At 56.6% G+C, this 24,795-nt stretch carries 20 protein-coding genes and 2 pseudogenes; 5 read left to right on the top strand and 17 right to left on the bottom strand.

Features of this window, described 5'->3' with window-relative positions:
* Window positions 1–13: 13 nt before the first annotated feature.
* From PMI27_RS18420 to PMI27_RS18440, 6 genes are all read right to left on the bottom strand, one after another.
* Window positions 14–1,873, bottom strand: coding sequence for an ABC transporter ATP-binding protein (locus PMI27_RS18420; protein WP_008154679.1), 1,860 nt, complete (start codon window positions 1,871–1,873; stop codon window positions 14–16).
* A gap of 137 nt (window positions 1,874–2,010) precedes the next feature.
* Window positions 2,011–2,193 carry a DUF1289 domain-containing protein gene (locus tag PMI27_RS30380; protein ID WP_081757405.1) on the bottom strand — a complete coding sequence of 61 codons (183 nt, stop codon included), beginning with the start codon at window positions 2,191–2,193 and terminating at the stop codon, window positions 2,011–2,013.
* Between the two features lie 52 nt (window positions 2,194–2,245).
* Entirely contained in the window at window positions 2,246–3,163 is a 918-nt protein-coding gene (dmeF, locus tag PMI27_RS18425) for a CDF family Co(II)/Ni(II) efflux transporter DmeF (RefSeq protein ID WP_008154678.1), read from the bottom strand.
* Window positions 3,164–3,186: 23 nt separating this feature from the next.
* Window positions 3,187–3,462 carry a metal/formaldehyde-sensitive transcriptional repressor gene (locus PMI27_RS18430; protein ID WP_008154677.1) on the bottom strand — a complete coding sequence of 92 codons (276 nt, stop codon included), beginning with the start codon at window positions 3,460–3,462 and terminating at the stop codon, window positions 3,187–3,189.
* Between the two features lie 187 nt (window positions 3,463–3,649).
* Window positions 3,650–4,195 carry a DinB family protein gene (locus PMI27_RS18435; RefSeq protein ID WP_008154676.1) on the bottom strand — a complete coding sequence of 182 codons (546 nt, stop codon included), beginning with the start codon at window positions 4,193–4,195 and terminating at the stop codon, window positions 3,650–3,652.
* Between the two features lie 550 nt (window positions 4,196–4,745).
* On the bottom strand, window positions 4,746–5,426 hold the full coding sequence (locus PMI27_RS18440) for a polysaccharide lyase family 7 protein (RefSeq protein WP_008154675.1): 681 nt from the start codon (window positions 5,424–5,426) through the stop codon (window positions 4,746–4,748).
* Window positions 5,427–5,777: 351 nt separating this feature from the next.
* On the opposite strand from PMI27_RS18440, the gene PMI27_RS18445 reads away from it, so the two are divergent.
* Window positions 5,778–6,869 (top strand): DUF3616 domain-containing protein, encoded by a 1,092-nt coding sequence (locus PMI27_RS18445; RefSeq protein WP_008154674.1) that lies wholly within the window; start codon window positions 5,778–5,780, stop codon window positions 6,867–6,869.
* Window positions 6,870–7,300: 431 nt separating this feature from the next.
* Here PMI27_RS18445 and PMI27_RS18450 read toward each other — a convergent pair whose 3' ends face one another.
* The 5 genes from PMI27_RS18450 to PMI27_RS18470 form a co-directional block, all read right to left on the bottom strand.
* The gene (locus PMI27_RS18450) at window positions 7,301–8,566 is read right to left on the bottom strand and encodes an MFS transporter (protein WP_008154673.1); all 1,266 of its coding nucleotides are present in this window, start codon (window positions 8,564–8,566) and stop codon (window positions 7,301–7,303) included.
* A 33-nt stretch (window positions 8,567–8,599) separates the two neighbouring features.
* A complete protein-coding gene (locus tag PMI27_RS18455) occupies window positions 8,600–9,670 on the bottom strand; it encodes a sugar phosphate isomerase/epimerase family protein (protein WP_008154672.1) in 1,071 nt (356 codons plus the stop codon).
* Between the two features lie 112 nt (window positions 9,671–9,782).
* Window positions 9,783–11,288 (bottom strand): MocR-like pyridoxine biosynthesis transcription factor PdxR, encoded by a 1,506-nt coding sequence (gene pdxR, locus PMI27_RS18460; RefSeq protein ID WP_008154671.1) that lies wholly within the window; start codon window positions 11,286–11,288, stop codon window positions 9,783–9,785.
* Window positions 11,289–11,572: 284 nt separating this feature from the next.
* On the bottom strand, window positions 11,573–12,967 hold the full coding sequence (locus tag PMI27_RS18465; RefSeq protein ID WP_008154670.1) for a DUF1254 domain-containing protein: 1,395 nt from the start codon (window positions 12,965–12,967) through the stop codon (window positions 11,573–11,575).
* Between the two features lie 64 nt (window positions 12,968–13,031).
* Window positions 13,032–14,510, bottom strand: coding sequence for a DUF1254 domain-containing protein (locus PMI27_RS18470; protein WP_008154669.1), 1,479 nt, complete (start codon window positions 14,508–14,510; stop codon window positions 13,032–13,034).
* A gap of 517 nt (window positions 14,511–15,027) precedes the next feature.
* On the opposite strand from PMI27_RS18470, the pseudogene PMI27_RS18475 reads away from it, so the two are divergent.
* Window positions 15,028–15,606: pseudogene (locus PMI27_RS18475) on the top strand (nuclease-related domain-containing protein); the annotation flags it as partial.
* Between the two features lie 147 nt (window positions 15,607–15,753).
* Here the strand turns inward: PMI27_RS18475 and PMI27_RS18480 are convergent.
* The 4 genes from PMI27_RS18480 to PMI27_RS18495 all read right to left on the bottom strand — a co-directional run bounded on the left by PMI27_RS18480 (window position 15,754) and on the right by PMI27_RS18495 (window position 18,865).
* A complete protein-coding gene (locus PMI27_RS18480; RefSeq protein WP_008154667.1) occupies window positions 15,754–16,494 on the bottom strand; it encodes an NAD-dependent epimerase/dehydratase family protein in 741 nt (246 codons plus the stop codon).
* 299 nt (window positions 16,495–16,793) lie between these two features.
* Window positions 16,794–17,336: a hypothetical protein gene (locus PMI27_RS18485; RefSeq protein WP_008154666.1), complete on the bottom strand. Its 543-nt coding sequence runs from the start codon at window positions 17,334–17,336 to the stop codon at window positions 16,794–16,796.
* A 17-nt stretch (window positions 17,337–17,353) separates the two neighbouring features.
* The gene (locus PMI27_RS18490) at window positions 17,354–18,442 is read right to left on the bottom strand and encodes an SDR family oxidoreductase (RefSeq protein WP_008154665.1); all 1,089 of its coding nucleotides are present in this window, start codon (window positions 18,440–18,442) and stop codon (window positions 17,354–17,356) included.
* Window positions 18,443–18,445: 3 nt separating this feature from the next.
* A complete protein-coding gene (locus tag PMI27_RS18495) occupies window positions 18,446–18,865 on the bottom strand; it encodes an ester cyclase (RefSeq protein WP_008154664.1) in 420 nt (139 codons plus the stop codon).
* A gap of 117 nt (window positions 18,866–18,982) precedes the next feature.
* Here PMI27_RS18495 and PMI27_RS18500 point away from each other — a divergent pair, with 117 nt between their 5' ends.
* Window positions 18,983–19,882 (top strand): LysR family transcriptional regulator, encoded by a 900-nt coding sequence (locus PMI27_RS18500; RefSeq protein WP_008154663.1) that lies wholly within the window; start codon window positions 18,983–18,985, stop codon window positions 19,880–19,882.
* A 548-nt stretch (window positions 19,883–20,430) separates the two neighbouring features.
* Here PMI27_RS18500 and PMI27_RS32090 read toward each other — a convergent pair.
* Together PMI27_RS32090 and PMI27_RS18510 are read right to left on the bottom strand one after the other, a co-directional pair.
* A complete protein-coding gene (locus PMI27_RS32090; RefSeq protein WP_238545892.1) occupies window positions 20,431–21,387 on the bottom strand; it encodes a hypothetical protein in 957 nt (318 codons plus the stop codon).
* A 310-nt stretch (window positions 21,388–21,697) separates the two neighbouring features.
* Window positions 21,698–22,018: an isochorismate lyase gene (locus PMI27_RS18510; RefSeq protein ID WP_008154661.1), complete on the bottom strand. Its 321-nt coding sequence runs from the start codon at window positions 22,016–22,018 to the stop codon at window positions 21,698–21,700.
* A 288-nt stretch (window positions 22,019–22,306) separates the two neighbouring features.
* Between PMI27_RS18510 and PMI27_RS32435 the strand changes: the two are divergent.
* Window positions 22,307–22,378, top strand: a pseudogene (locus tag PMI27_RS32435) (KUP/HAK/KT family potassium transporter); the annotation flags it as partial.
* Window positions 22,379–23,085: 707 nt separating this feature from the next.
* Window positions 23,086–24,795, top strand: coding sequence for a two-component system response regulator (locus PMI27_RS18520; protein WP_008154657.1), 1,710 nt, complete (start codon window positions 23,086–23,088; stop codon window positions 24,793–24,795).

Below are 24,795 nucleotides of genomic sequence, written 5' to 3'. Positions count from 1 at the left end.
GGGCCGGTCACGCTCATTCCTGATCCATAACCTCGGTCACCCCTAGGTCCTCACCCAGGAACCCGCCACTCTGATGGTGCCACAGCCGCGCATAGAGGCCGTTCCTTGCGAGCAATTCGGTATGGGTGCCCTGTTCGATGATGCGTCCATCATCCATGACAATCAGTCGATCCATCGCCGCAATCGTGGACAGCCGATGGGCGATGGCGATGACGGTTTTGCCCTTCATCATTTCATCGAGGCTTTCCTGAATGGCCACTTCGACTTCCGAATCCAGCGCGCTGGTCGCCTCGTCAAGTAGCAGGATCGGGGCGTTCTTGAGCATCACCCGGGCAATCGCGACGCGCTGGCGCTGGCCGCCCGACAGCTTGATGCCGCGCTCGCCCACCAAGGTGTCGTAGCCGCTGTGACCTTGCCGGTCGCTCAGTTGGCTGATGAACTCATCGGCCTGGGCATTGGCCGCGGCACTGCGGATTTGTGCGTCGCTTGCATCGGGTCGGCCGTAGGCGATGTTGTCGCGAATGGAACGGTGCAGCAGGGAAGTATCCTGGGTGACCATGCCGATGGCGCTGCGCAGACTGTCTTGTGTCACGTGCGCAATGTTTTGCCCGTCAATGCGAATCTGCCCGCTGTCGACATCATAGAAACGCAGCAGCAAATTGATGAGCGTGGATTTGCCCGCGCCGGAGCGGCCGACCAGGCCGATTTTTTCGCCCGGGCGAATGTTCAGGCTCAAGCCATCGAGCACTTGGCGCTCGCCATTGTAGTTGAAGCTCACATTGTCGAAGGTTACCGCCCCGCCGGAGGTCACCAGCACGCCCGCGTCTGGCGCATCCTGCACCTTGGGGCCGCGGGTCAGGGTTGTCATGCCATCCTGCACGGTGCCGATGCTCTCGAACAGCGAAGTCATTTGCCACATGATCCAGTGCGACATGCCGTTGATACGCAACGCCATGGCGGTAATCGCCGCCACGGCACCGGTGCCGACTTCGCCAAGGTGCCACAGCCAAAGTGCATAACCGCCTGCTGCCATGATCAACGCCACCACCAACGCCTGGTTAACGATCTCGAATTGGCTGACCAGGCGCATCTGGCGAAAACCGGTCTGCTTGAAATCCTCCATGGCCGCGCGCGCGAAGTGCGCTTCACGATTGGAATGGGAGAACAGTTTCACTGTCGTGATGTTGGTGTAGGCGTCTGAGATACGTCCGGTCATCGAGGAGCGCGCATGGGCCTGTTCCTGTCCGACTTTCCCCAAGCGGGGCACGAAGTACAGCATGGCCAGCCCGAACAACACGATCCAGGCAACGAAAGGCAGCATCAGTTTCAGTGCGAAGCCGCCGGCCAGTAAGATGATCGCGATGAAATACACCCCGATTCCGGGTGCGATCTCGATAAGGGTGAACAGCACGTCGCGCACGGCCAGCGCAGTCTGCATCACCTTGGTGGTGACCCGGCCGGAGAACTCATCGGAAAAGAACGAAAGGCTTTGCCGCAGCATCAGGCGGTGGAAGTCCCAACGCAACCGCAACGGCAGATTGATCGCCAATATCTGGTGCTGCACCATGGTACGTAACGCCACCAGCCCGATGCTCGCCACCATGACGATGCCCATGCCCCACAACACGCGACTTTCCTGCGCCGCCGCATCACCACCGGCTTGCCAGGTCGAGAGCAGATCCACGACCTGACCGAGGAAAGAAAACAGCCAGGCTTCGTAGATCGACACACCGGCACTGAGCAGCGCAAACGCGAGAATATAACCGCGGGCGCCCCGTGTGCACGCCCAAAGGAACCGAGCCAGGCCTTCGGGTGGCGGTGGTACCTCGTCGGGCGGGAAGGGGTCGAGCCTTTGTTCAAATGCGCGAAGCATGGTGGTCTCCGAAACGATCAAGTGAAGGAGAGTCTGCCATTTAAAGGTTGCTTTGAGGGTTATGTGGGTTGGCGGGGCCAAGATGGGCGCTCTCGGAGCGCCGTTCTTGACCCGAAGCGGTCATCCAGGGCAAGTGACTATCCATGTGTTTTCTTCAGTCCTTTCAAGCGTACATTCGCCCTTTGCACCGCGGCCATTTTTTCAGGCCGCTTCATGCGTTTCCACTTTCTGATGTCTTCCTTGCTTCGCCCGCAACTCACACACAGATCACCACTCAGCTGGCAAACTGAGATGCAGGGATTTTCGATTTCTTTAGCCATTGTCAGTTACCTTTGACAACACGTGATTGAGTCAGGCGATTGAGGCGCGCAATCATGCCAGTCGAAACTCGACCGTCAGATGACTGACTTCGTGAACCGGCTTGAGACGTTCACGAATGCTGTCGACGTTCGCAGTGGCCTCACCAAGGACACTGACGATGGCCGCATGCGCTTGCGGTCCAACACGCCAGACGTGCAAGTCCGTGATGGTGGCATCCCCCGGTTTCTCCACCAGTTCGCGGATTTCCTCGGCAACGTGCGCATCGGTCTGATCCAGCAGTACACCTGCGGTAACCCCCATCAAGGTCCATGCCCAACGCGCGATAACGATGGCGCCGACGATGCCCATGACCGGGTCCAGCCAAACCCAACCGAGATACCGGCCGGCGAGCAGCGCAGCAATGGCCAGAACCGAAGTCAGCGCGTCCGCGACGACGTGGACGTAGGCCGATTTCAGATTGTTGTCGTTCCCGTGATGGGCATGGCCATGATCATCATGATCGTGCCCATGACTGTGCCCGTGCCCCAGCAGAAGGGCACTGACAATGTTGACGATCAAACCGGCAATCGCGATGAGCGTAGCGGTGCCGAACTGAACTTCCGTCGGCTGCAAGAGGCGCATGACAGACTCAACGCCAATTCCCAGCGAGACCATGCCGAGAATCAGCGCCGAAGCGAACCCGCCCAAGTCTCCAACCTTTCCGGTACCGAAACTGTAGCGCTGGCTGAAAGCGTGACGTTTTGCGTATCCGTACGCGGCCGCCGCGATGCCCAATGCGCCGGCATGGGTCGCCATATGAAAGCCATCGGCCAGTAATGCCATCGAGCCAGTTATATAGCCGGCGGTGATCTCGCCAATCATCATCACAACGGTCAGTGCCACAACCCAAAGCGTACGCTTGGCATTTTCGTCGTGCGCTGAGCCAAGGAACACATGGTCATGTGTGTGGTTGATGTTGGTGCTGCTCATCCTGAGTGTGTCCCTGGACGCGCTCACTTGGAGTAACGGCGAATGGCTTCAAGAAGCTCTTCGACGCCCTTGTTACGCTCTTCTTCACTAAGCGCAGGGTTCGCAACATGCTCCCGGGCATGTTCCTCGATGATTTCCTCCATCAAGCCGTTGATAGCCCCGCGAGTGGCGGCAACAAGGTGCAGTGTTTTGGCGCAATCGAGATCCGATACCAATGCCCGTTCAACGGCCTGGATTTGTCCGGCGATACGTTTTACGCGTTTGAGAAGATCGTCTTTATTTGCTGCGATATGACCCATGGAATACCCCCCCTACCTATGTGCTGCGCATGATAGGCATACCCCCTATACCTATGCAAGATCGGAAAGCGGAGAGTTCATTTACAACCTCGGGTAGGAAAGAGAGGCTTCAATTTTTAGGGCCGCTCCTGGCTGTGAATTCAACCGGTCGACGCAACAGATTGGCTAAATCGTTCAGGGGGCTTTTCTACTTTGTGCAAGGCTCGGATGGAATGAGGACGACCAGATCCGTATCACCTATGTCGACACCCGCTTGTGAAAGCAAGGTAGTAACTTGTCCGCGGTGATGCGTCTGATGATTGAAGAAATGCATGACCAAACCATAAAAGCTCCTGTCAGCCCGTACTCCCTTCATGCTTGTGTAATTGAGGGTGTGATCTAGATCCGACTCTGCAATGGAGCGAGACCATTCGACAATTTTCTGATCAAGCCACGCTCGATGTGCGGAAAGTTCCCGGATATTTGAGAACAGCAACTGGTCGAGGCTTTTGAGGGCAGGAAGCTGCATGATTGGTCCCAGAGCCAAGTGGTTCGCTGGGTGCTTGGCGAATCGCTTTAACCAGAGAGTGTCACCGGCCACCAAGTGGTTCAACGTCCCGAGAATTGAACCAAAAAATGCTTTCCTGTCCACTGAGAGCTCTTCATCTGGCAGGCTTCTGGCTGCCTCATAAATCTTTGCGTTCATCCACTCGTTATAGGTCGCCATCAGGCAGATATGTCTGGTGCGGCTCATCGTGCTCATCCTTTCAACGAATACTTGATAAGCGATCCACGCTCATCTTGAAACCCGGTCTGGTGCTGGGCTTTGTTGTTTTGGCGGGCAACAAGAAGAGGGGACCGGTCTTGCTGGGTGCTTGCATGTAGCTCGGCGAATGCCTTCATTTTGGCCGATTGCTGCCCATCGCGAAATGGTGCAATCGACCGACGCCCTTAAGGTTAGTTAACTCAATCCAGCACCGGGCGCAGGAAAGCGCGTTCATAATTCAGGATAAATCTTCTCTGGGTAGCCTCCGCCACCAATCTGATGCATTCCTCGTCCCGCTCGCTTTCTTTAGCGATAGTGAACGTGATCGCACCATGTAAGGATGCGTGCCGCCACCTTCGACACACGCCTGCGATAACAGAGTATCCCCCTGTATGCGCACGCAATGGTTTTGAAAGGCTTCGAGGGCATCTGCCGCCCGCGCGGTTGAGTTCACTGACAGCTAGCCACTTGGTAGCCGATCGACGAGGAAATCCACTAAAATCTTCACCCTTCGGATCGGCGTGCCAACGGTAGTGACCTAAAGACTCGACTTAATGTTGTGTTGGATCTCCAGCATCCTGAACGTCACTTTTCCGCCCTCGGTGGGATAGCCGGTGTTGTCCTGCACATATGCACCCGCTTTGAAATACAGTGGTTTGGTCTTCCAGCTCGGGTCGATGGTGGTTCTCCAGTTGTTTCCTGCTGCGCTGATGCCCAGCGCGCCCTTCGGGCTGAGGTGGATCTGGTAGGAAAAGTTGCAGTCGAGCGGCACACCCGTCGCAATGGTAATGACCTGGCCCTCTTCATCGTCGGGGCGCATGCGCACCTTGGCGACAATGTTTCCCGTCGAAGCCGACGTTTTGTATTGGTACTCCAGCTTCACCATGGGGTTGTTGCTGTCCTTGTTGTGAATCTGACCAATCACGATCTTGCCGGTGCTGGGCACCTGATTGACGGTCAGACTCGCCCGCAAAATGTTATCCGCCGCTGAATACTGCCAGTTGCGCACCGTTCCATCGCTATAGGTTTCCCGCAACTCGCTGCGCGGGTAAATAGCGTTGGCCGTCCTGGAACCGGTCACAGGTGCCCAGAAGGAAAGGGTAGCGGCTTCAGAACTGAAATACTGGTCCTTGAAGCCTTGCGCCAATCGAGGCGTTTCTATGGTGGCCGGTGGGCTGCCTTCAGGGATGCTCAAATTCCAGGTGGCGAGGTCGATCATGTCAATAATCCTGTATGCGGGGAATGTTGCGGCCACAGTTGCGCTCGAACCGACGCTATTGAGCTGTGTCAATTGGGTCTGCTGATTAGGAAATCCGTATGGCGGTAGATTGACGTCAAATGTTCGTTGAGGTGTTTATTGCAGGCTTTGTGCCTGCGGGTGTCACCGTTCGTCGGCTATTTTTGGAATTAATGGAACTAATCCGGGTTGCTTAGCTGCTACAGCGAAGGGACCTAAGCCATCAGCGGTGGACGGGTCGGCTAGGACGAGTGCATTCTCTGGACGAAGAGCACGCGCAGAATCCGGTTCTAAATAACCGGCGCGCCGCGCCATAAAGGCAGGAGACCGCTCATGAGCCACCGAAGCAATTTTGCGCTGTTGAGCTTTGATCCGGCGTTTGCGTCGTTGCGCGATGGCCTTTCGGTCGCTCAGCAGATTGACGACACACTCTGGGTGGCGAACGACGAAACCACGAGCCTGGAACGCCTGAAAATCCAGGATGCTGCGCCCGGCGGCGTCGTAAGGTGCGACGAGCACCAATCGTTTCCGCTCCTGGAATATCTGGATCTGCCCATACCGAAACAAGACGCCGAGATTGATATCGAGGGTTTGGCCTATGTCCCTGACAGTGGTTACCTCTGGGTGGTGGGCTCCCATAGCCTGAAGCGCAAGAAGTCCGAGGCCGGCACTTCTGCACAGAAAAATATCAAGCGCCTGTCGACGGTAGAGGCGGACGGCAATCGTTTTCTGCTGGCCCGCATCCCTGTGCTGCAGCAGAACGACAGCTATGTACTCGCCAGGAAAGTGGATGCCGATGGACGTACAGCGGCGCAGCTGCAGGGCAACGAAGTCGGTAACGACCTGACTGCGGCCATTGCTGAAGATCCTCAGCTACGCGACTTCCTGCGTATCCCGGGTAAGGACAACGGCCTCGATATCGAAGGGTTGGTGATGATCGGCTCGCGCCTTCTGCTGGGGCTGCGTGGACCGGTGCTACGCGGCTGGGCCGTGTTGTTGGAGATCGAACCCGAGCTGAACGACGCCTCGTCTGACACGCTGGTGCTGAAGAAGATCGGTCCGGATGGGCGCCGCTACCGCAAGCATTTCTTCGCGCTCAATGGCCTGGGCTTGCGTGACCTGTGCACCCGCGGTGACGATCTGCTGATCCTGGCGGGCCCCACGATGGAGCAGGACGGTCCGGTAACGGTCTTCCGCTGGCGCGGCGGTTTCGCGTCCGACGAGGAAAGCGTGGTCTTCACTGATCAATTGGAGAAGGTGCTGGAGGTGCCTTTCGGGCAAGGCAGCGATCACGCTGAGGGCATGTGTCTGTTCCAGTCGGGCGAGCAGCCTGGGGAGGTTCTGATGATCGTCTACGACTCTGCGGCGCAGAGTCGTAAACACGGCGATACGGATGTGGAAGGGGACCTGTTCATCCTGGATTAGCCACGCACATCGACGTCAACGCGACCTGTAGATCAGTTTGCCTGGGCTGCTGGTCACCACCCTCGGACTTGCAGCACTGGCCCTGCAGTTCGAGTCGGTCTTTATCGCGGTAGAACGTCAGCAGGTGTCATGACGGGTTGTGCGGGTTGGGTGGACGTTTGCTGATGGGGGATTTGAGGCGCAACCAATGACCGCTTATGGGCCGTTCTCTGCCAGTCGCGTGAGACAGAAAGCGACCCAATATAGATAGTCCGCGTCGAACGCCACCGATCAAGAGTGCCAACGGTCGCCCCCGCCACATGCTGAAAAAGCGTTCCGTTGCGCTAACGCGTTCTGCAGATTGTGCGCAGCCTCGGTTCATCCCGGCGTTGGGGTCAGGAGGAGGGATCGGCGTGGTAGACGATTCCTCCTCCTGGAGTCCATGGCGATGATCAGGCTTGCGCAGCGCTCATTCCGCCAGTGGCCATGGATTTTTTGCGCACCGCTTGATAGAGGAGGCTGGACACCATGAAGCCTGCAATGGCCAGTATGCTCATCAAGGTGAAGACATAGTTGTAACCCTGTTGACCGGGGAAGTGGTCGAGGATCGCGCCATAGATGACGTAGGCAAACATGCCGGGTGCATAGCCGATCAGGCAACCGATGCCGAAGGCCGAGCCGGTGATGTGTTGGGGAATGCCGACTTCACCCATGGGCGCCCAGAACACGCCGCGCATGGAGAATACGATCAGGGCGAAGGACAGGGTGGCGGCCATGCCCGCATAGATGAAGCCCGGGCTTTTCGGAATCAGCATGATCACGCCCATCAGCGGCAACAGTGCCAGGAATGCCCATTTCAGATAGCGGCTGGTGCTCTTGAATTGCTTGTCGGCAATGAAACCGCCGGCAGGCCCGCCGAGGATCTTCAGAAAGTACTGGTTGATGATGCCGTAGGCGCCGACCAACGCCACGGGCAACCCGTACATTTCTTTGAGGTAGGGAATGAAATAGGTCAGGCCGCAGTAGACGATGTAGACCATGAACACGTTGAGGCTGACCAGCCAGATTCCCGGAACCTTGATCGCTTCCATTAGGTTCGCCATACCATTCTTGGGCTTGGCCACCGACGGCGCGTTGCCGCCCTTGAGCAGGAACCAGGTCAGGGTGCCGGCCAGAATGTCGATGACCGAGTAAAACAGGATCGCCGACTTCAGGCCGGTTTCTCCCGAACCCATGGCGACGAACACGCCCAGAGCGGAAAAGGCCACCAGTGTATCAACCACGCCACGCCCGCCTTCGAGCAGGCCGAACAACCGGCCTTGCTCCTGATCGTCACCCAGGTTGCGGATGGCTTTGAGCAGCGATGGCCAGAACAGGCAGTCGGCACAGACGGCCAACAGACTGAACACGATCAGCAAATTGGTGAAGGGCGGAAAGGTCGCCAGGTACAGTCCCAGGCTACCGGTCCCGATCAGGCCGAGGGGAATCAGTTTGCGCGTGTCGTAGCGATCAGCGAGCAGGCCGCCAATCACAAACAGTGCAGTAGCGATGATCGCGTTGGCACTCAGCAGCATGCCGATTTCAGTGTGGCTCAAGCCCATGAATTCCTGCATGGGTATATAGAAGGCGTCCTTGAGGTTCGCCAGCTTGTAGATGGTGCCGCCACCGAGGATGAGGATCAGGAATCTGAGCCATTTGGCCTTGTTTTGAATTGTCATTATTGTTCTCCGGGCGTAATCGGGTCGTCAGGTTCAGGCGTTGGAAGGGCTGGCCAGGGTCAGTTCGGCCAAGGTGCGCAATTCGGCCAGCAGGCTACGGACATAGGCGACCTGGTTGTTCGCCCAGCGGTGTTCATCGGCCAGCATTCGCTCAAGTGAGTAGCCGTTCGGAAGTGGCGTTTCGCTCATCTCCCGGTAGGCAATGAAGGGATCGGCCGCTTCAAGGCTCTGGCGGAAGGCCGGGGCCACGTAGTGGTTTTCCTGCTCGAGAATAAATGCGATCACCTGCGGGGTTGCTTCGCCCAGCATCAACAGTTCGAACAGCATGCGGGCGCTGGGCAGATCGTCCTCGTCGCTGCCCTGCAATACGCCGTAATGGCCGAAGCCGTTTTGTTCGGGGACGATGCGCACACCCTTGAGGTGAGTCTGGCGGATGTGCGGCGCCAGGTTGCGCAGGGCCTGCAGGGGTTGTTCGCAGGCATTGATCATGTTGCCGAAGTCGAACAGAGCATGCAGGCGAGGGTGGTTGACGCGGTTGAGCAGTTGCGCGATTTCGCCGCTCTTGAGTTCTTCATGCTGCTCGAAGTCAAAGTACAGATCGTGTGCGTCGGCCTGTTGCGCGAGGTAGTGCAGATCGGTCTCGATCACGTCCATGACCCGCGACAGTGTGCCCTCGTAACGTGAGTAAACACGAATGTTGCGCACCCCCAGAGCCCTGGCGATGGCAATCACTTGGTCAACATCCTTTTTCAGCGTGCTGCTGATTTCCAGGTGCACATCCAGCCCCAGCGCTTTGGCCTTGGCGGCAAACCCCTGGAGCTGCGCGGATGACATTTGGCTCAGGCTGTTTTCCTCGCCGTCGAGCAAGTGCAGGCTCAGGCCTTGCAGCTCGTGGCGATAGGCGAAGTCCAGCAGGTCGGCAGGGGTGACTCGACCGTGGGTGAGGTTGGTCAGTAGCGGGTAGGCGTGGGCAAACAGACGCAGTTTCCCCAGACGCTCAAGCAACCGCCGGGCCAGTGCGTCCGTCAGCACGGGAACAGCCCCGTGTTCGACCACCTTATGGCTCAGCAAGGCGTTGAATCGTTCCTGGATCTTATTGTTCATTAGAGTCGTTCCTGGTTCAGACACCGGGTCTACCGGCGCAGCCTTTATCGCGCCAGTCAGGAACTCTCGATAGATCCACTATCAGTTATTTGATAAGACCACTTGCCTCGCATCAAGCGGTCGGCGGCAGATAACCCAAGGTGCGCAAGGCCCGGGCCAGCGCCTCGACACGCTCCCGGGCCTGGTTTTCAGGCGTGCCGGCAAAGCCGATCAACAGGGCCGGCGCAAGGGCATGCTTGATGCGGTAGTCGCTCAAGGCGTAAGTGTGGATGTTGTGCCGGGCCAGTTGCTGTGCGATGTCAGCGTCACTGAGTTCTGGGGGCAGCCAAGCGATCAGGTGCATGCCAGCATCCGTCGGAGTGATCCTGAAGAAGCTGCCAATCTGCTTTTCAAGCTGTTCGATCAATGCCTGCTGGCGCGCCTTGTACAGCGCACGCATGCGGCGGATGTGCCCCAGGAAGTGGCCTTCGCTCATGAAGTCCGCCGTTGTCGCCTGTAGCAGTGTGGGCGGACTGCGATCCATGACCGCGCGCAGGGTGCAAAAGGGTTCGACCAAGGCCTGCGGCAGAATCACATAACCCAGTCTCAGTGACGGAAAGAGCACTTTGCTGAACGTTCCGACGTAAATCACCCGGGCCATCTGGTCCATGGCATACAGCGCCGGGAGGAGGCGACCACTGTAGCGAAACTCACTGTCGCAATCGTCCTCGATGATCCAGCTCTGATGCTGCGCAGCCCATTCGATGAGTGCCTGGCGCCGCGCATAACTCAGGGTGACACCCAAAGGATGCTGGCGCGAAGGCGTACAAAACACCAAGCGGGCATCAGGGCACTCGGTCAAGCCTTGCTGGACATCGATCCCCTGTTCATCGATACGCAACGCAACCACCTGAGCCCCCTGGGCCTGCAACGCAATGCGTGCGGCGATGTGCCCCGGGTCCTCCATCCAGATGCTGTCCTGCGGGTTGAGCAGCAGCATGCCCAGCAGGTTGAACGCTTGCTGCGCGCCGGAAACGATCACCACTTGCCCGGCATCGCAGTCGATGCCACGTGCATCGAAGACATATTCGGCAATCGCTGCGCGGAACGCCTGCAAGCCTTGCAACTCGCCATAACCCAGAATGGCCTTGGTTGGCTTGAGCAGATGACGGTTCATCAGACGCCGCCAGGTCGCCTGCGGGAAGGCTTCATAAGTGCTGTGGCTGGGCAGAAAGGAAGTCGGGGTCGCGGGGTCCCAGTCGGCATAGGACACCCCGCGAAAATGATCGCTGCGCAGCGACAGCATCGACTGGCTCAGGTCGGACAGGCGCGGTGGCTGGCGCGGTTGCTCGTCTTCGATACCCCGGCTTTCCCACTCAGTGCCGACATACGTCCCGGCACCCGTGCGCGAGGCCAGGAAACCTTCGGCAATCAGCTGATCGAACGCATTGAGAATAGTGATCCGCGACAACCCCAACTCGTTGCTTAGCGTCCGGGTCGACGGCAGGCGCACACCCCCCTGGATTCTGCCGTTGAGTATCTGTTTGCGAATCTGCAGATACAGTTGGCGGTACAGGGGAATGGCACTGGCACGGTCCAGTTCGATGGCCGACAGCAGCAAACCTGCGGGGGATTTCATGACATGCTCGTCCTGCAAACCGTCAGGCGACGGGGAGGTCAGGGTATCGAGCGATAGCCGATAAGTCATCCGTCTGCGTTGATGTCCGGCGCCACGACGGGCTGCTATCGACCCAAACTGACGGTGAGCATTGGCAGAATCCACAGCTAAAAGCGGTCATTCGGCACTACTCGATGCCAAGGTCCCGCAGACGACAATCGATGGTCAAGTTTCGAGGGCGTAAGGCCGTCGTTGAAGGGGCAGGGTTGAAGGCTGCCGACTGCTCAGTGCGCTTTGTTGGCTCTCTACATTCGCTTCAGCGGGGGCGCAGTCCACTTGCCTTCCGTCGCTTCGGCTTTCGGCCAGTAGAGCCGCATGATCATGGAAAATGCCCCTTTCGGTGCAGGCAGCCAGTTGGCTTCCTTGTCCTTGCCGGGCGATTCGTTTTGGATGATCAGCGTCAGTCCATCATCGGCATCGCGCTTGAACTGCGGCAGCATGGGTGAGTTGACCAGATACCGGTTGATAGGGTTGGCAACGAGAAGGCTCGCCGGCTCTTCATACATTGTCAACGACCAGAATGCGTTCACGGGTGGCAACTGGCCGGGCGCAAAACGCAAGGTATAACGATTTGCGCCATCCAGCTTCCGCTTCGCCTCATCCACGTAATAAGTTGGATACATCGCTTCCAACTTTGAATTGCCATAGATGCCAAGCACGGCGGCGCCCATGCGAAACAAATAATTGTTTTTCAGATATTCCCGCGTGCCGAAGACATCGCCGGAGGTCAGCTTCCCCTCATCAAATTCTTTCTTCAGGCCAGCGAAGTCAGCCCAAGCGTCGGCCATACCTTGCTCGATGGCTTCCTTCAGTTCAGGTGAGAGCTTGCCAGGATCGAAAATCTGTCCTGGCCCGACGCCGATTTTGGCGAAACGTGCCATGAGTTCGGTCTCGGACGGATTTGTCGGGCAGAAACCAAGCACGAAGTTCAGCACGTTGAAGAACTGCAGCGAGGTCTTCTCTTGAGCGGGCGTGAGCGGCTTGATGAAATCGATGGCCGGAGCCGCTTTGGGTGTGGTGGTGCCAAGGAATGCCGATAGCGTCTGTGCCTTGTAGCCGGCCTGCACTTTTTTCACGTTGTCGAGGTCGCCGGGGTTGAAGAGCTGTGTGCGATAGGCAGCGAAGACAAATTCTGTCTCCGAACGGATCACTTCCTTCACACCCTTGGGTGTCTGCCCTTTCCAGGCCGGCCCCGCGATCAGGAAGCTGCCGCCACTGTTGCCGGTGGTGCGGCTGCCGATGTAGGCAAAGTTAAAGGTGTAGGCGTCGATGAGCTGGATGGTGAAGTAGCGTCCCTTTTCGATCGCCGGCACGGTAAGTACGATCGGTTCGGCGCGCAGATCCATGCCCAACCACGAATACGGCGTGTCTGAGTTGGGCGTCTGGATGGCCGTATCCGCCGGCGTGTAAACGCGAGGAATGTTGCGGATCTGATTCCACTGCGCCTTGAACTCGGGATTCTGGCGATCCACAAAGTAGCTGTATTGGATGCGATAGCTATCCACCACCGGGAAGCCGTAGACATAGGCCTCCTTGGCGATGGCGCGGGCCTCGGTGGGAGTTACGTTCGTTTGGGCGCGCGCCACGGCCAATGGCAGTGCCATCAGACAGACGATGAGTTTCAGTGTTGTGAATGTCATGTAAACCCCCGATCACTGTGTTTTACCTGCTCGTCCACAGATGCTCGATCTGACGCGCCAGGCTCTATTTCAACACCACGATGCCTGGTGGCTTCCACGTTCCCTTGCCGGCCGGCAGGATCGAAGGCGGTGTCTCCTTGGGCCAATAAAGGCGCATCACCAGGTAGATCGGACCGTCGGGGGCAGGCAGCCAGTTGCCTTCCAGCGCCTTGCCGGGCGAGTCCCGTTGAATGTAGAGGGTGAGCGCCCCGTCCTTGCTCTTCTTCATGCCGGGCAGCATGGGCGAGTTCAGCAGATAGCGGTCGATCGGGTTCTTGATCAGGAGCTGCGTCTTGCCGTCGTACATGGTCACCGACCAGAAGGCGTTCACCGGTGGCAGTTGCCCGGCGGGGAAGGTGAGCGTGTAGTTGTGTTTGCTGCCGTCCAGTGGCTCGCCGGTCGCCGTCGTGCGGGTCAAGGGATAAGTGGCTTCCACTGCATCGTTGCCGTAGATGCCGCCTTTGGCCGCGCCCGCGCGCATCAGCCAGTTACCGTTGTAGAAATGGCGGTCGCCAAAGAACGAACCGATGCTCCAGCCATTGACGTCCTTGAGTCCGCTGGACAACCACTTGTCCACCTTTTCGTCGCCTTCCTTCATGCCGAGCAGGACGGCAGCCTTGTGTTCGAACGAGAGATCCTTGAACTCGAAGCTCTTGCCCGGCCCGATGCCGATTCGCGCGATTCGGGCCCGAATCTCCCTGTCTTCCGGCGTTGGCGGCACGTACTGGAGCGCGGCATCGAGGTACTCGAAGAAGTTCTCCTTGATCCCCGCTGTGGTGGCCGGAAGGAAATTGACTACCGGCGATGCAGGCGGCGCCGGTTGCTTCAGAAACGCCGACAGCGGCTGGACTTTGTAGCCCGACTGCACCTTCATCACGTTCGGCATGTCCTTGGGATTGTAGAGCTGGGTTCGATAGCCAGCGATCGGGAAGGGCGTTGTCGAATGGAAGACCTTGTTGATGCCCGGTGGCGTGGAACCCTTCCAGTCAGGCCCGACCACCAGGTAGTTGCCCGGCTCGTTCCCCGTGGCGCGGCTGCCGATGTAGCCGAAGTTGTAGGCATTACCGTCGACCAGCTGCACTGCGTAGTAGCGCCTCTTTTCGACCGCCGGTACCGTGAGCACCATCGGCTCGGCACGCAGGTCCAACCAGAGGAAGGAGTAGGGAGTGTCGCTGTTGGGTGTGACGATGGCCGTGTCCTGGTAGGTGAAGACGCGGGGCTCGTTCCTGATCTGGTTAAAGGGTGCCTTGAACTGTGAGCCGCCCTTGTCCACGGCGTATTCATACATCACCGCATAGTTCATGACGATTGGCAGTCCGTAGATGAAGGCTTCCTCGGCGATGGCCTTCGTCTCGGTGAGACTGGGTGCGGCAATGCCCCTGGCTGCGTCGGCTTTCTCGGCCTTGGCCACGGGATCGTTCTGGTTGGCACAGCCTGCAATCAGAGCCACCGAGGCGGCAGCGACTGCGATCCATTTCATGCAGGTTGAATATTCCGGTTTCATCGTTGCACCGCTCCTTTCACCATGTCCTGATTAGCGATTGGACTCACCAAGGGCTCCGGCTGGTTTACTGCCATGCATGAGCATAGGTCATGTGGTGGCAAAAGCAGGGGAACTGGTCCATGAGACCGTGCGTTGCACCACCGGGCACCGCAGGCATGAAGCCAAGCGTCCGCTAAGAGGCGAAATGGAGGTTGCGGTGACTGACCGTTTATGGCCGATTTCTGCCCGTCACGACAGGCCGCTTTTGGTCCAGGCTGTTAAAAAAAGCAGGCACCGTTTTGAAGTCTGCGTCGCTACGTAAAATCTGCCAGCGCTTGGTTAATCAGCAGACGCAAAAATTTGCGTAGGAGCGCGATTTTCGTTCCAGTTCTGACTGTCAAACCTGCTCTAAAACGGTTTTAAACAGCCAGAGCCGAAAGCAGACGCCAGTTACCTCGCCTAAGCTAGAAAGGAATAAAAGGGTGAAGGTGTAGCCTCATCCGGCGTACTGACATACCTTCGCCACGCAAAGGAAGCGATGAATGTTTTTGTGATGCTCCAGCCGCTGTTCGACATGCTGAAGTGGCTGCTGCCATTGTTGGTCCTAGTCATCATCATCAAGACGCCCTGGTTCAAGGGCTGGTTCGGTGAGCTGCTGGTGCGGACATTCGCCCACTATAGGTTGGATGGCCAGGTCTACCGCCGGTTGCACAACGTCACACTGGATACGCCCGATGGCGCTACCCAGATCGATCATGTGTTCCTGTCGCCTTTTGGCATTTTCGTGCTGGAGACCAAAAACATGCGTGGCTGGATCTTCGGAGGTGAGCGCCAGGCCCAGTGGACACAGCAGATTTTCCGGCATCGCTTCAGATTCCAGAACCCGCTGCGGCAGAATTACAAACATTTGAAGGCGCTAGAAGCGCTGCTCAGCGTTCCACCCGAGCACATCCATTCTGTAATCGCCTTCGTCGGCGGCAGCAGTTTCAAGACTGTCATGCCGGACAATGTCACCCAAGGCGTCAGCTGCATCCGCTATATCTAGTCCTTTCAGCAGCCTGTGTTTAACGAAGCGCAGGTGAGTGTAATGGTGAAGGCGCTGGAGAGCGGGAAGAGGGAAGAGGGACAGTACGCTCACTACCCACTACGGGCGCCTACTGATCTGTGTGGGAGCCTTCCGCTGTTGGCCGATTTCTGCCCGTCGCGAAGGACAGAAAACCGACCCGAAGCGGACAGTCGAAGGGGCAGTAATTAATGAAGTAGTTCAGTCAGGTTGAGCGTGTCCTTCCAGAATCTCAAATCCATCATCAACGGGAGCGTACCCCACAACTTTTCTGGTCTTCTCGATAGAAAGTCGCTTATATCTGTTATCTGAGACCCCGTGGATAACATGAAATCCGCTCAGCTCGGCCTCGACGCAATTACTAAGTAGTGCGACAACATCCCTGATACTAATAAAAGCAGCTACATCCCTGTGACTGTGGTTTTCCCCTTGGTGAAATATAGCTACGTTTGCAATACGGACTGCGATTGTTGTCATTTGACCATCGTTTGCATACATCGAAGCCAGCGCTTCCCCGAACGCTTTGCTGACCCCGTATAGATTGCCTGGCTTAGGTGCCATACATTCATGTACCTGGACATCCTCTGGATAACCTTCGATAGCCTGAGCGCTGCTCGCAAATATAAAGCGCTTGCAGCCTTGAGCCTTTGCGGCGAATAGCATGTTGTAGGTGCCCACAATATTCACAGGGAGCAGGGATGTCATGAAATCGGCGTCTGGGCGAGGGTCAGCAGCTAGATGAATCACTGTATGTATGCCTTCGCAAGCTTCAAGGCAACTGGCTTGAACGCTGATGTCGAGAGCGAAACGTTGTGCCGATTGCGGAAGTGTTGATACATCTATGTCGGCTAAACGCAAATCTGACTTATCGTAATGCGCTTTCCAAAAAGCGCTGCCGATTCGGCCCGCAGCACCTGTGATTAAAATTTTTCGCGCGTTCATTTCAGCATGTCCTTATGGTAAACGTCACTGCAGCTTCCCAGCGTCGTGGTCGGTTGACAACCTCCAATGAGAGTAACAAGCGTCAACACGTCCGCTTCTGGCCGTTTTCTGCCTGTCGCCACCAACAGCAATAGGTATCTGTCCAGCGAGACAAATCGCCAACCTACACTCCAAGCCCCCGCCTTTGTACGGGGGCGAGCGAGTAGAAAAACGTGGTTTTCGCGTCCCAAAGAGGTCTCTACAAATGAACGACCAACCTGAACTTTCCCTTCGTTTAATCTCCGCGCCAGATGGCACTTTTAAACACCGCTATATTGATACACCGTCGCACTCCAATACTGGCTGCCGTTACGTTTTTGGCGAACCCATCCATCGGCCACCAGTTGTTTGGCGATCATTCGATTCATAAAGCCATGACCGAGCAGCAGAACCGGTCCTTCGTTGGCAAGGGACTGAAGTCGTCGAGCTGCCGTGCTGGCGCGCATCCTCGCCGTTCCGGCGGATTCGACGTTGCGTGAGTAACCGCACAACCATAAGACTCGAAGGATAAATGCCCAGGTAAACGACGATAGCCGTGGCAGTTTCCAGTGACCATAAGGCAGTTGCGCTTCACAGAAAAGCGCGTCGACAAGGGCGGGCTTCAGGCCAAGAGCCTGGACGGAGGTCAGCGCACGAGGCGCGCTGCTTGAGACAATCACCTTGGCGGTTGCGGCGAGCTGCATGCTGGCATCCGGGACGGGTTGGTTGGTAATTTCGGACCGGTTGTATTGCTCGATCCAGTCTTTCATATCGAGCGCTGACATTTTGTAGGTTGCGACCAGTTTTGGCTGGCCGTGACGCATCAGGATTATTTCCCTACTCACTGTATGTTTACGTCCTTGTTCAGGTGTGCGGTCAATGTGGAAGGAGTGCGGTTCCGGGAACTTAAGGTTTGACTCTCAAACCAATCGTGATCGCGGTACCACGCCACCGTGTCGGTGATTGTCAGCTCTAGTGGCCGGAAACTCAGGCCAAGCTCTTGTTCACTCTTGCTGTGGTTGAAACAGGTGCGGTCCTTTTCTCGTACCAACAGGCGCAACGTGGCCATGCTCAGCAGAATGGGCTTGCTGGTAATACGCGCATACATCTCCTGCACAGCCGCCAACGTGTATAGAAAGGGGAGCGGTAGTTGTCGAACGGGTGTCTTGACGCCCGCTATACGTCCAAGCATAGGCACCAGCTCACGCATTGTCATATGCCGGCCCGCCGCGAGATAGCGCTCACCTCGCCGCCCATGTTTGGCTGCGGCAATCTGCGCCAATGCCACATCGCGGGCATCGACAACGGAGAAACTACCGGGGATTAGTCCGGGCAGTTTGCCGAGCACGACATCGTTAACCAGCTGTCCCGAGGAGGTGGGGCCCATGTCGGCTGGGCCCCACATCCAGCCAGGCAGGACCATGCAGGCATGCATCTCGGGATGGACCTCCAGGAACGACAAGACGACACGGTCGGCGAGAATCTTGCTACGGTAGTAGTCATCCGCATCGGCGTCGGCCCGCAGACATGTCTCATCGATGGACGTGCCAGGTGCGCCGTCGAGCACGGCAATGGAAGACGTATGGATGAACCGTCGTATACCGGCGCGGTAGGCCTGGTTTAGCAGGCGCCGCGTACCAGACACATTAATCTTTTCGAGTTCCTTCCAGTGGCTGCCGCCCTTGTAGTTGTCGCGAAAGAACGCCGCGGTGTGAAACACCGTATCGCAGCCTTGCAGCGACGCTGCGAATGCGTCGACATCGGCCATGTCCCCAACGACCAGTTCCACACCCGGCAAATTGTTGAACTGCAGTTCACCTTTGGCTCTTGAACGGACCAGGGCTTTGACCGCGTAACCACGAGCGACCAATTCACGCACTAGGTTGTTGCCCAACAAGCCGGTTGCGCCAGTAACGAATGCGCTGTGCATGGCTCAACCCTCAGCTGGATAGGCTAACGGCATCAGCACCGCACTGTCGAAGAAGGCCTCTTCACGGATGGCCAGCCCGTCTCTGAAGGTGAAGTGTGCGGCGTAGTACGCGGTAATATGGCGTCCATGAGGTGGAATCACCCGGCCTGGCAGCACCAAGGGTGCGGCGAATGTGCCGGTCAGGAAGGCAGTCAGCGCCAAACGATCGTTACCGACGGCGAATGGGCTGAAAATCACTTGGGCATCGGGGAGCGCTTCGAGCAATGCGATCTCTCGTTTGCGCATGGCTTCGCGACCGGTTTGTATCCCCATGCTATCGAGGTAGATGAAGTCTTCGCAAACCAGCGCAAGCATCGCCTCCACATCACGGCGATTGAAGGCACTGGCGGCGCGTTCCGCATAGTCGTTGGGGCCAGTAGTCATACAGTCCATTCCATTCGTCTTCGAGGGCTTGTAGATATACCTTTGAGGCCTCTCCCGAAAAACAGCGACTACTGCATAATGGCTTTGCACATATGCAGACCAGGGAGGATATGACGCATGGCGTTGCAAGCAAATTGGGACGATCTTCGTCTGTTGTTGGCAGTCTCGCGGCGTGGCAGCTTTCTTCAAGCTGGCCAGATGCTGGGTATTGCGGCGTCTACTGTGTCCCGCCGGTTGACCCAACTTGAGAGCGCCCTGGGCGAGCTACTCGTCGAGCGGGGCGTTGAAGGATGCTGGTTGACCTCGCGCGGCCAATCCCTCGTGGAAGTTGCCCTGGCGGCGGAGGCGGGCTTGAGGCGTCAAACCGTTGCTGGCATGTCCGGGCTACACACAGAGCTATTTGGCAGTGTCCTGGTCAGTGCAGGAGAGGGATTTTCGTCTTGCGTGCTGGAGGCTGCGAGTCGCTTCACCGCTCTTCACCCGCGTTGCTCGGTGGAGTTGATGGCAACAGCCGACTTTCACAAGATTGTCCGTGGCGTGGCAGACATTGCTGTACGCACAGCTCATCTAGGCGAACCGTCGCTGATTTATCGACCAATAGGCAGGCTCGCTTACGGCGTCTTCGCCGATGCAGGTTATCTGAAGCGGTATCCAGGGGTGACTCCGGCCACCGCGGTTAATATCGCCTTGCTTCCTCCGCTGGACATGTTGCCGCAAATGCGTGCGGCAAAGGCCGCGGGTCTGGAACGCGCGCAGATCAGCGTGAACTCGTTCGCGGTTCAGCTCGAATCGGTGAGGCGAGGAATGGGTGTGGCAGTACTGCCCCGTATTCTGGCGAAGGACCTGATCGAGTTGTTCCCGGATCTCCAACTTCCAGATATGGAAGTCTATCTGGTGACCCGGCCTCAGGCATTGAAACAGGCTCACATTAAATGTTTTTTTGCCATCCTGGAGCAGGTGCTGCTCGAAGCCCTTTCCATAGAAAATGTGGAAGGTTACCTCCTGGGGGCGACCTGAAATGGGTGCATGGGGGCGCTAGACAAAAACAGAAATCGGGATGAGGGTGTGAGTTAATTCAGCGATGCGTCCTGGTTTTTTATGAGCGCGAACCACGTCGTAGCGAGATGTGACCAGGCACGGACACCACAGTGTTCGTGCCGTTGGCCAATGCAGGGTTATGACGCCTTAAGCAACGCTACGTATTCAGCAGCGTTGGTTTCGAGCGAGCGTGGCGCTACCCCAGTGAGAGTATGTGCGTCGTCGGTTGCGGCAGCTGTCCAGTTTGATCGACAGCTCTACTACCCTGACAGCCATGCCAGATCGCCTCACTCACCTGCTGGGTTCCTGGCTGCTGGAGGACATAGGAAGTTAGTGACCTAACGTCGGACTTATTTAAACGTGGTGAATGTAGTGTTGGGGAGCGGCTGACCGCTTCTGGCCGTTTTCAGCCCTTCGCGACAGGCAGAAAACGACCCTTAGCGGTCATCGCATTATGCTGTAACCGTGTTTTCCAGTTCGATGAGAAAGCAGTGACGGCGGCTCGAACCTGTTGTTGGGCCATACATTCATTGCGGATACGGATACTTTGGATCTTGGCAGTAGTCGTAATCAGCGAGCGCCTTGAAATCTCCAACTGCCTCGAGCACGTGGCACATTTGTTTCGGGTTCAGATCGACTAAACCAAATATCGTCGCGTTGCTTTTGACCTTTCTGGTCATGAGGGTTTTGACCGGGCCGACATGAGCTATAGCGCGAGTGCCGGCATAGGTAAACGTGTATGCCAGCTCGTATAGGCGATTGCGCTCGTCTATTGAAAGGGTGCGCTCTTGCGGTGTGGACGCTAGCCTTTGGCTCATCAGCATTTCAACCCTTCTCAGGTCGGAGTCGTCGCCCGCAGCGCCAACAATCTGTGAGGCGCTCGTTCCAAGCGAGTCTTCGTCCGACATTTGAGCTCGTGCTACCTCAAGGTACTTCAGGGCGTGCTTACCGTAGTTTGCGAGGACGCTTCTTGCGACCGGTCGGATATCTCGGTAGGGCCACTCCCTTTCACTATGTGGCTCTTGCGAAAACGCTACTTCTCCGACCCTATCTACGATGTAGGGCGAGGGGTCTGGAATGCGTGCAGCGAGTTCGAGTTGGTATCGTTCAATATGACCTTTGAGCCCGCGACGTTGAGTAATGACTTTACCTGCTCTGGAATAGATGCTCTGCGGTGCGCATACCGGTATCGGCAGCCCCTTGTCTGTCGCCCGATAGAAGCCATGAGCAAGGAACTTCTCAACCCCAATGTCTAGCCAGAGCCCCTCAGCACGCAGATTTTGTTCCAAAACGTCCGCAGCCAGCGAAAACGTCTTGCCCTCTTCTGACGTAGGCTCAGCACACGACCGGATGCTCTTGTATAGCCGTGCCTGCTCCAACTCGGGTGTGTGTCCTTTTTTTCCATTGCCTTGTGAAGAAGATAGCCATGCGCCGAGCGCTATCCCCACGCCAACTAGAAGGAATGCTTGAAGAAAGCGATTCACGTTTTTTAGGCCCACCTACTTTTAGGCGACATGCCATGTCGCGTTTCTTGTCGTGATGGCGTGTCGGATAACGTTCCTTGTCGTTTTGTAAGTCCTTATCTAGCTTAGAGGTGGTCGCGGCAAACGCGACATCGCCCAGAGAGAAACACGACAAGGGTGACGGCAAGCCCTACAGCCTTCTAGATTCGAAAGCAGCATCGTGACGCTATCAATTTGCCATCGCTGTGTCCATCGTCCGCTCCTGGCCGTTTTCTGCCTGTCATGACCGACCGAAACCCACAACCCAAAGCGGAAAGTCCGGCCACCAGAATCAGGTTTCGGATTGATGAGTCACCCAGTGTTTCATCTCTTCAGCAATGAAGTGGTTTACCAGGTCGCTGTACATCTTCTCGATTGCATCCGGGCTCAGGCCCTCGACCTCGGCCCACTCGCGACGTGTCGCCAGCATGGCCTTGAAACGCTCCGGAGCACGCACCGAAGTCGCCGAGGTCTTGAACTTCGAGGCAGCCAGCACGTAGTGAAAACGCTTGCCCAACAGCTTGATAACGACCTGATCAAGGGCATCGATTTCGCGTCGGATGTCCTCCATGCCCGCACACTCTGCGGGTTGCAACTGATTGATGACTTCCATGTAGGTGACTCCGTTGTTAAAAAAATGGTTAACCTTCGGAAGAGGTATCGCCGCGGCATCTTCCGTGCGTGATACAGCCCGAATACCAGAACATCCGTTGTCCGCAGCATCAGGAGCAGTTTTTGACTAAGGCAGATCGGCGAACTAATTAAGCCACGTTACTCGATAAGATCGTAGGTAACTGTGTCAGCTCGTTGGGTGACTGCTCCTGGCCGATTGATGCGGGTCACGAATGGCAGCTATTGGCTGTGGATTCACCGGTCGACCCAATATAGATAGTCCGTCGCCGACATCATGATTACCCCGGCTATTTCGGTGCTTTCTGCGGTTGAGGGACTTCAGCTAGCGTTTGACGGAATCACCTTTTGAATCTAGCGAAATTTGGGGCGCGGGATCAGCGAGCGCAGGTCGGAACCGCCCGAGCAATTTCACTATCGCAGCATTTACGCATTACCCCCACCTGCCTTTTTACCTGCGAGCTGTTTGCTTGCTTGTATAGTTCACCGGTGAGGAATAGATTCGGTTGTGAACCTTTTTACCCCCCAAATTGAAATGGATATCGCCGTGATTCAATCCCGATTGCTCGCTCACAACCACATTTCCTGACGTCAGCGACCTCTAATTCGTCGTCGAACAAACCCGGGCCGCAAAGCCTTGCGAAATGGTCCGGGATTGGCAGCATGATCCGGCGCTGTGCGCTCATTTATCTGGATGATGCCGAGGGCCTGGCTGAACAGGTTGTTTTCCTGGCTCGACGATGCAAGCTGGATTCGACGTCACTACAGAGTGCTGCGTTGCCCTGCGGGATTTCGCCGCCCCTTTTGCCATCAAGTTGAAAGCCTCCTGGGGACTCCCTCAGGCACTGCGTGAGTTGATAGGTGCGATCTATGCGTTGCCTCCCATGCAGGTACGCGGCGAGCAAGTGGTCAAGCGGACCTCGAAAGACTTCAACGATTGGCGGGCCTGGCCTGAGTGCATTCGGGAACGCAGACTGGGCACCCCACCGCAGAAAAGCTGGTCTAGGATTGCTTGTTATTAAATGCAAGGGATTTGCGAGGAACAATGGAATGAGCGACAAGACGTTTAGCCTCAAACCAGTCCTGCTGATAGTTGACGACCAAGTCACTGACCTAAGAATTTTGAGCACCGCGGTGCGAGATTTAGCCGAAGTCTATGTCGCCAAAAGTGGTCAGGAGGCGCTAGAGATTGCGCGTCAATGCAGGCCCGATGTGGTTTTGCTCGACATAGAAATGCCAGGAATGAGCGGCTTCGAGGTCTGCCGGGCGCTGAAATCCGATCCGGAGCTTTTGGATGCAGCGGTCATTTTTGTAAGCTCTCATACGCATACAGACAATGAGCTTCGCGCTCTTGAGTGCGGCGGAGTGGACTTCATTCAAAAGCCGCTGAATATTCCAGTAGCCAGAGCCCATATCAAGGCTCATATCGCCTTGCGCACTGAGGCCAAGAGGCTCGCCAATCACGATGCATTGACTGGACTACCCAACCGAATACTGTTGCAGGATCGTACCGAGCAGGCTTTACAAAAGGCCCGTCGCAGCCATGGTTGTGTGGCGATGCTGTTACTTGATCTGGACAACTTCAAAGTGGTCAACGATTCGATGGGGCACTCGGTCGGCGACTTGGTGTTGCAAGAGGTTGCATCGCGACTATCGCGATCCTTGCGCGCAGTGGATACCCTCAGCAGGCAAGGAGGAGACGAGTTCATCCTCCTTCTGCCAGAGGTGATAGGTTTCGACGCCGTGGGCGACTTCGCTGAAAGGTTGCTCGCAACAATCGCCAGTCCTTTTTCAATCCAGGCAAACCGATACGACCTTTCCGCAAGCATCGGCATCAGCGTGTTCCCTGAGGACAGCGATGATCTGGAATCACTTTATCGGCATGCCGACTCGGCTATGTACCAGGCGAAGCTTTCAGGTCGCAATCGCTATTGTTTTTTTTCTCCGCATATCGAGAGCAGCATGCGTGCCAGGCACTTGCTTGAGCGCCATATGCGCACTGCTTTGGAAGATGGCGTTTTTGAGGTCTTTTACCAGGCGAAGGTCGATGCCCGACATAACCGGATCATTGGGATGGAGGCGCTGATCCGATGGCGCAATCATGACGGTGTTTTGGTCTCGCCTGTCGATTTCATTCCTCTGGCAGAAGAAACAGGGCTGATCATCCCCATTGGCAAGTACGTTCTGCTCCAGGCCTGCCAGGACGCGAGAGCGCTTCGTGAACTGGGTCATGACATTTCCATTAGCGTTAATATCTCCGTCGTGCAATTTCGCGAGGAGTCCTTCCTGGACATGGTGAAAGGCATCCTGGTCGAATCTGGACTAGAAGCAGAATTCCTGGAGTTGGAGATTACCGAAGGGGTGCTGGCAAGAGACATCGATAACGCCCGAGAAACCCTCTTTCATCTCAAAACGTTAGGGGTCCGCATTTCGATCGACGATTTCGGCACAGGTTATTCGAGCCTGGCTTATCTCAAACGTTTCCCAATTGATGTTCTGAAAATAGATCAGAGCTTTGTACGAGATATGCTCACCGACAAAAGCGATTCGGCGATCATAGAGGCGATCATAAAGTTAGGTCAGGCGCTCGGCCTTGAGTTGGTGGCCGAAGGCGTAGAAACCCAGGAGCAGGCGGATGCGCTTCTGGGGCAAGGCTGCCAGATCATGCAAGGTTATCTTTATTGCCGTCCTGTTCCTTTTGCTCAAATCTGCTCATTTTTATCCTTGGGGCTCAAGGTTAATGTGATGCATGCGAACTAA

The sequence above is a fragment of the Pseudomonas sp. GM41(2012) genome (genome assembly GCF_000282315.2).
Classification (GTDB): domain Bacteria; phylum Pseudomonadota; class Gammaproteobacteria; order Pseudomonadales; family Pseudomonadaceae; genus Aquipseudomonas.
Note: the sequence above shows the minus strand (reverse complement) of the source record. Positions and strands in the feature narration are given on the sequence as shown.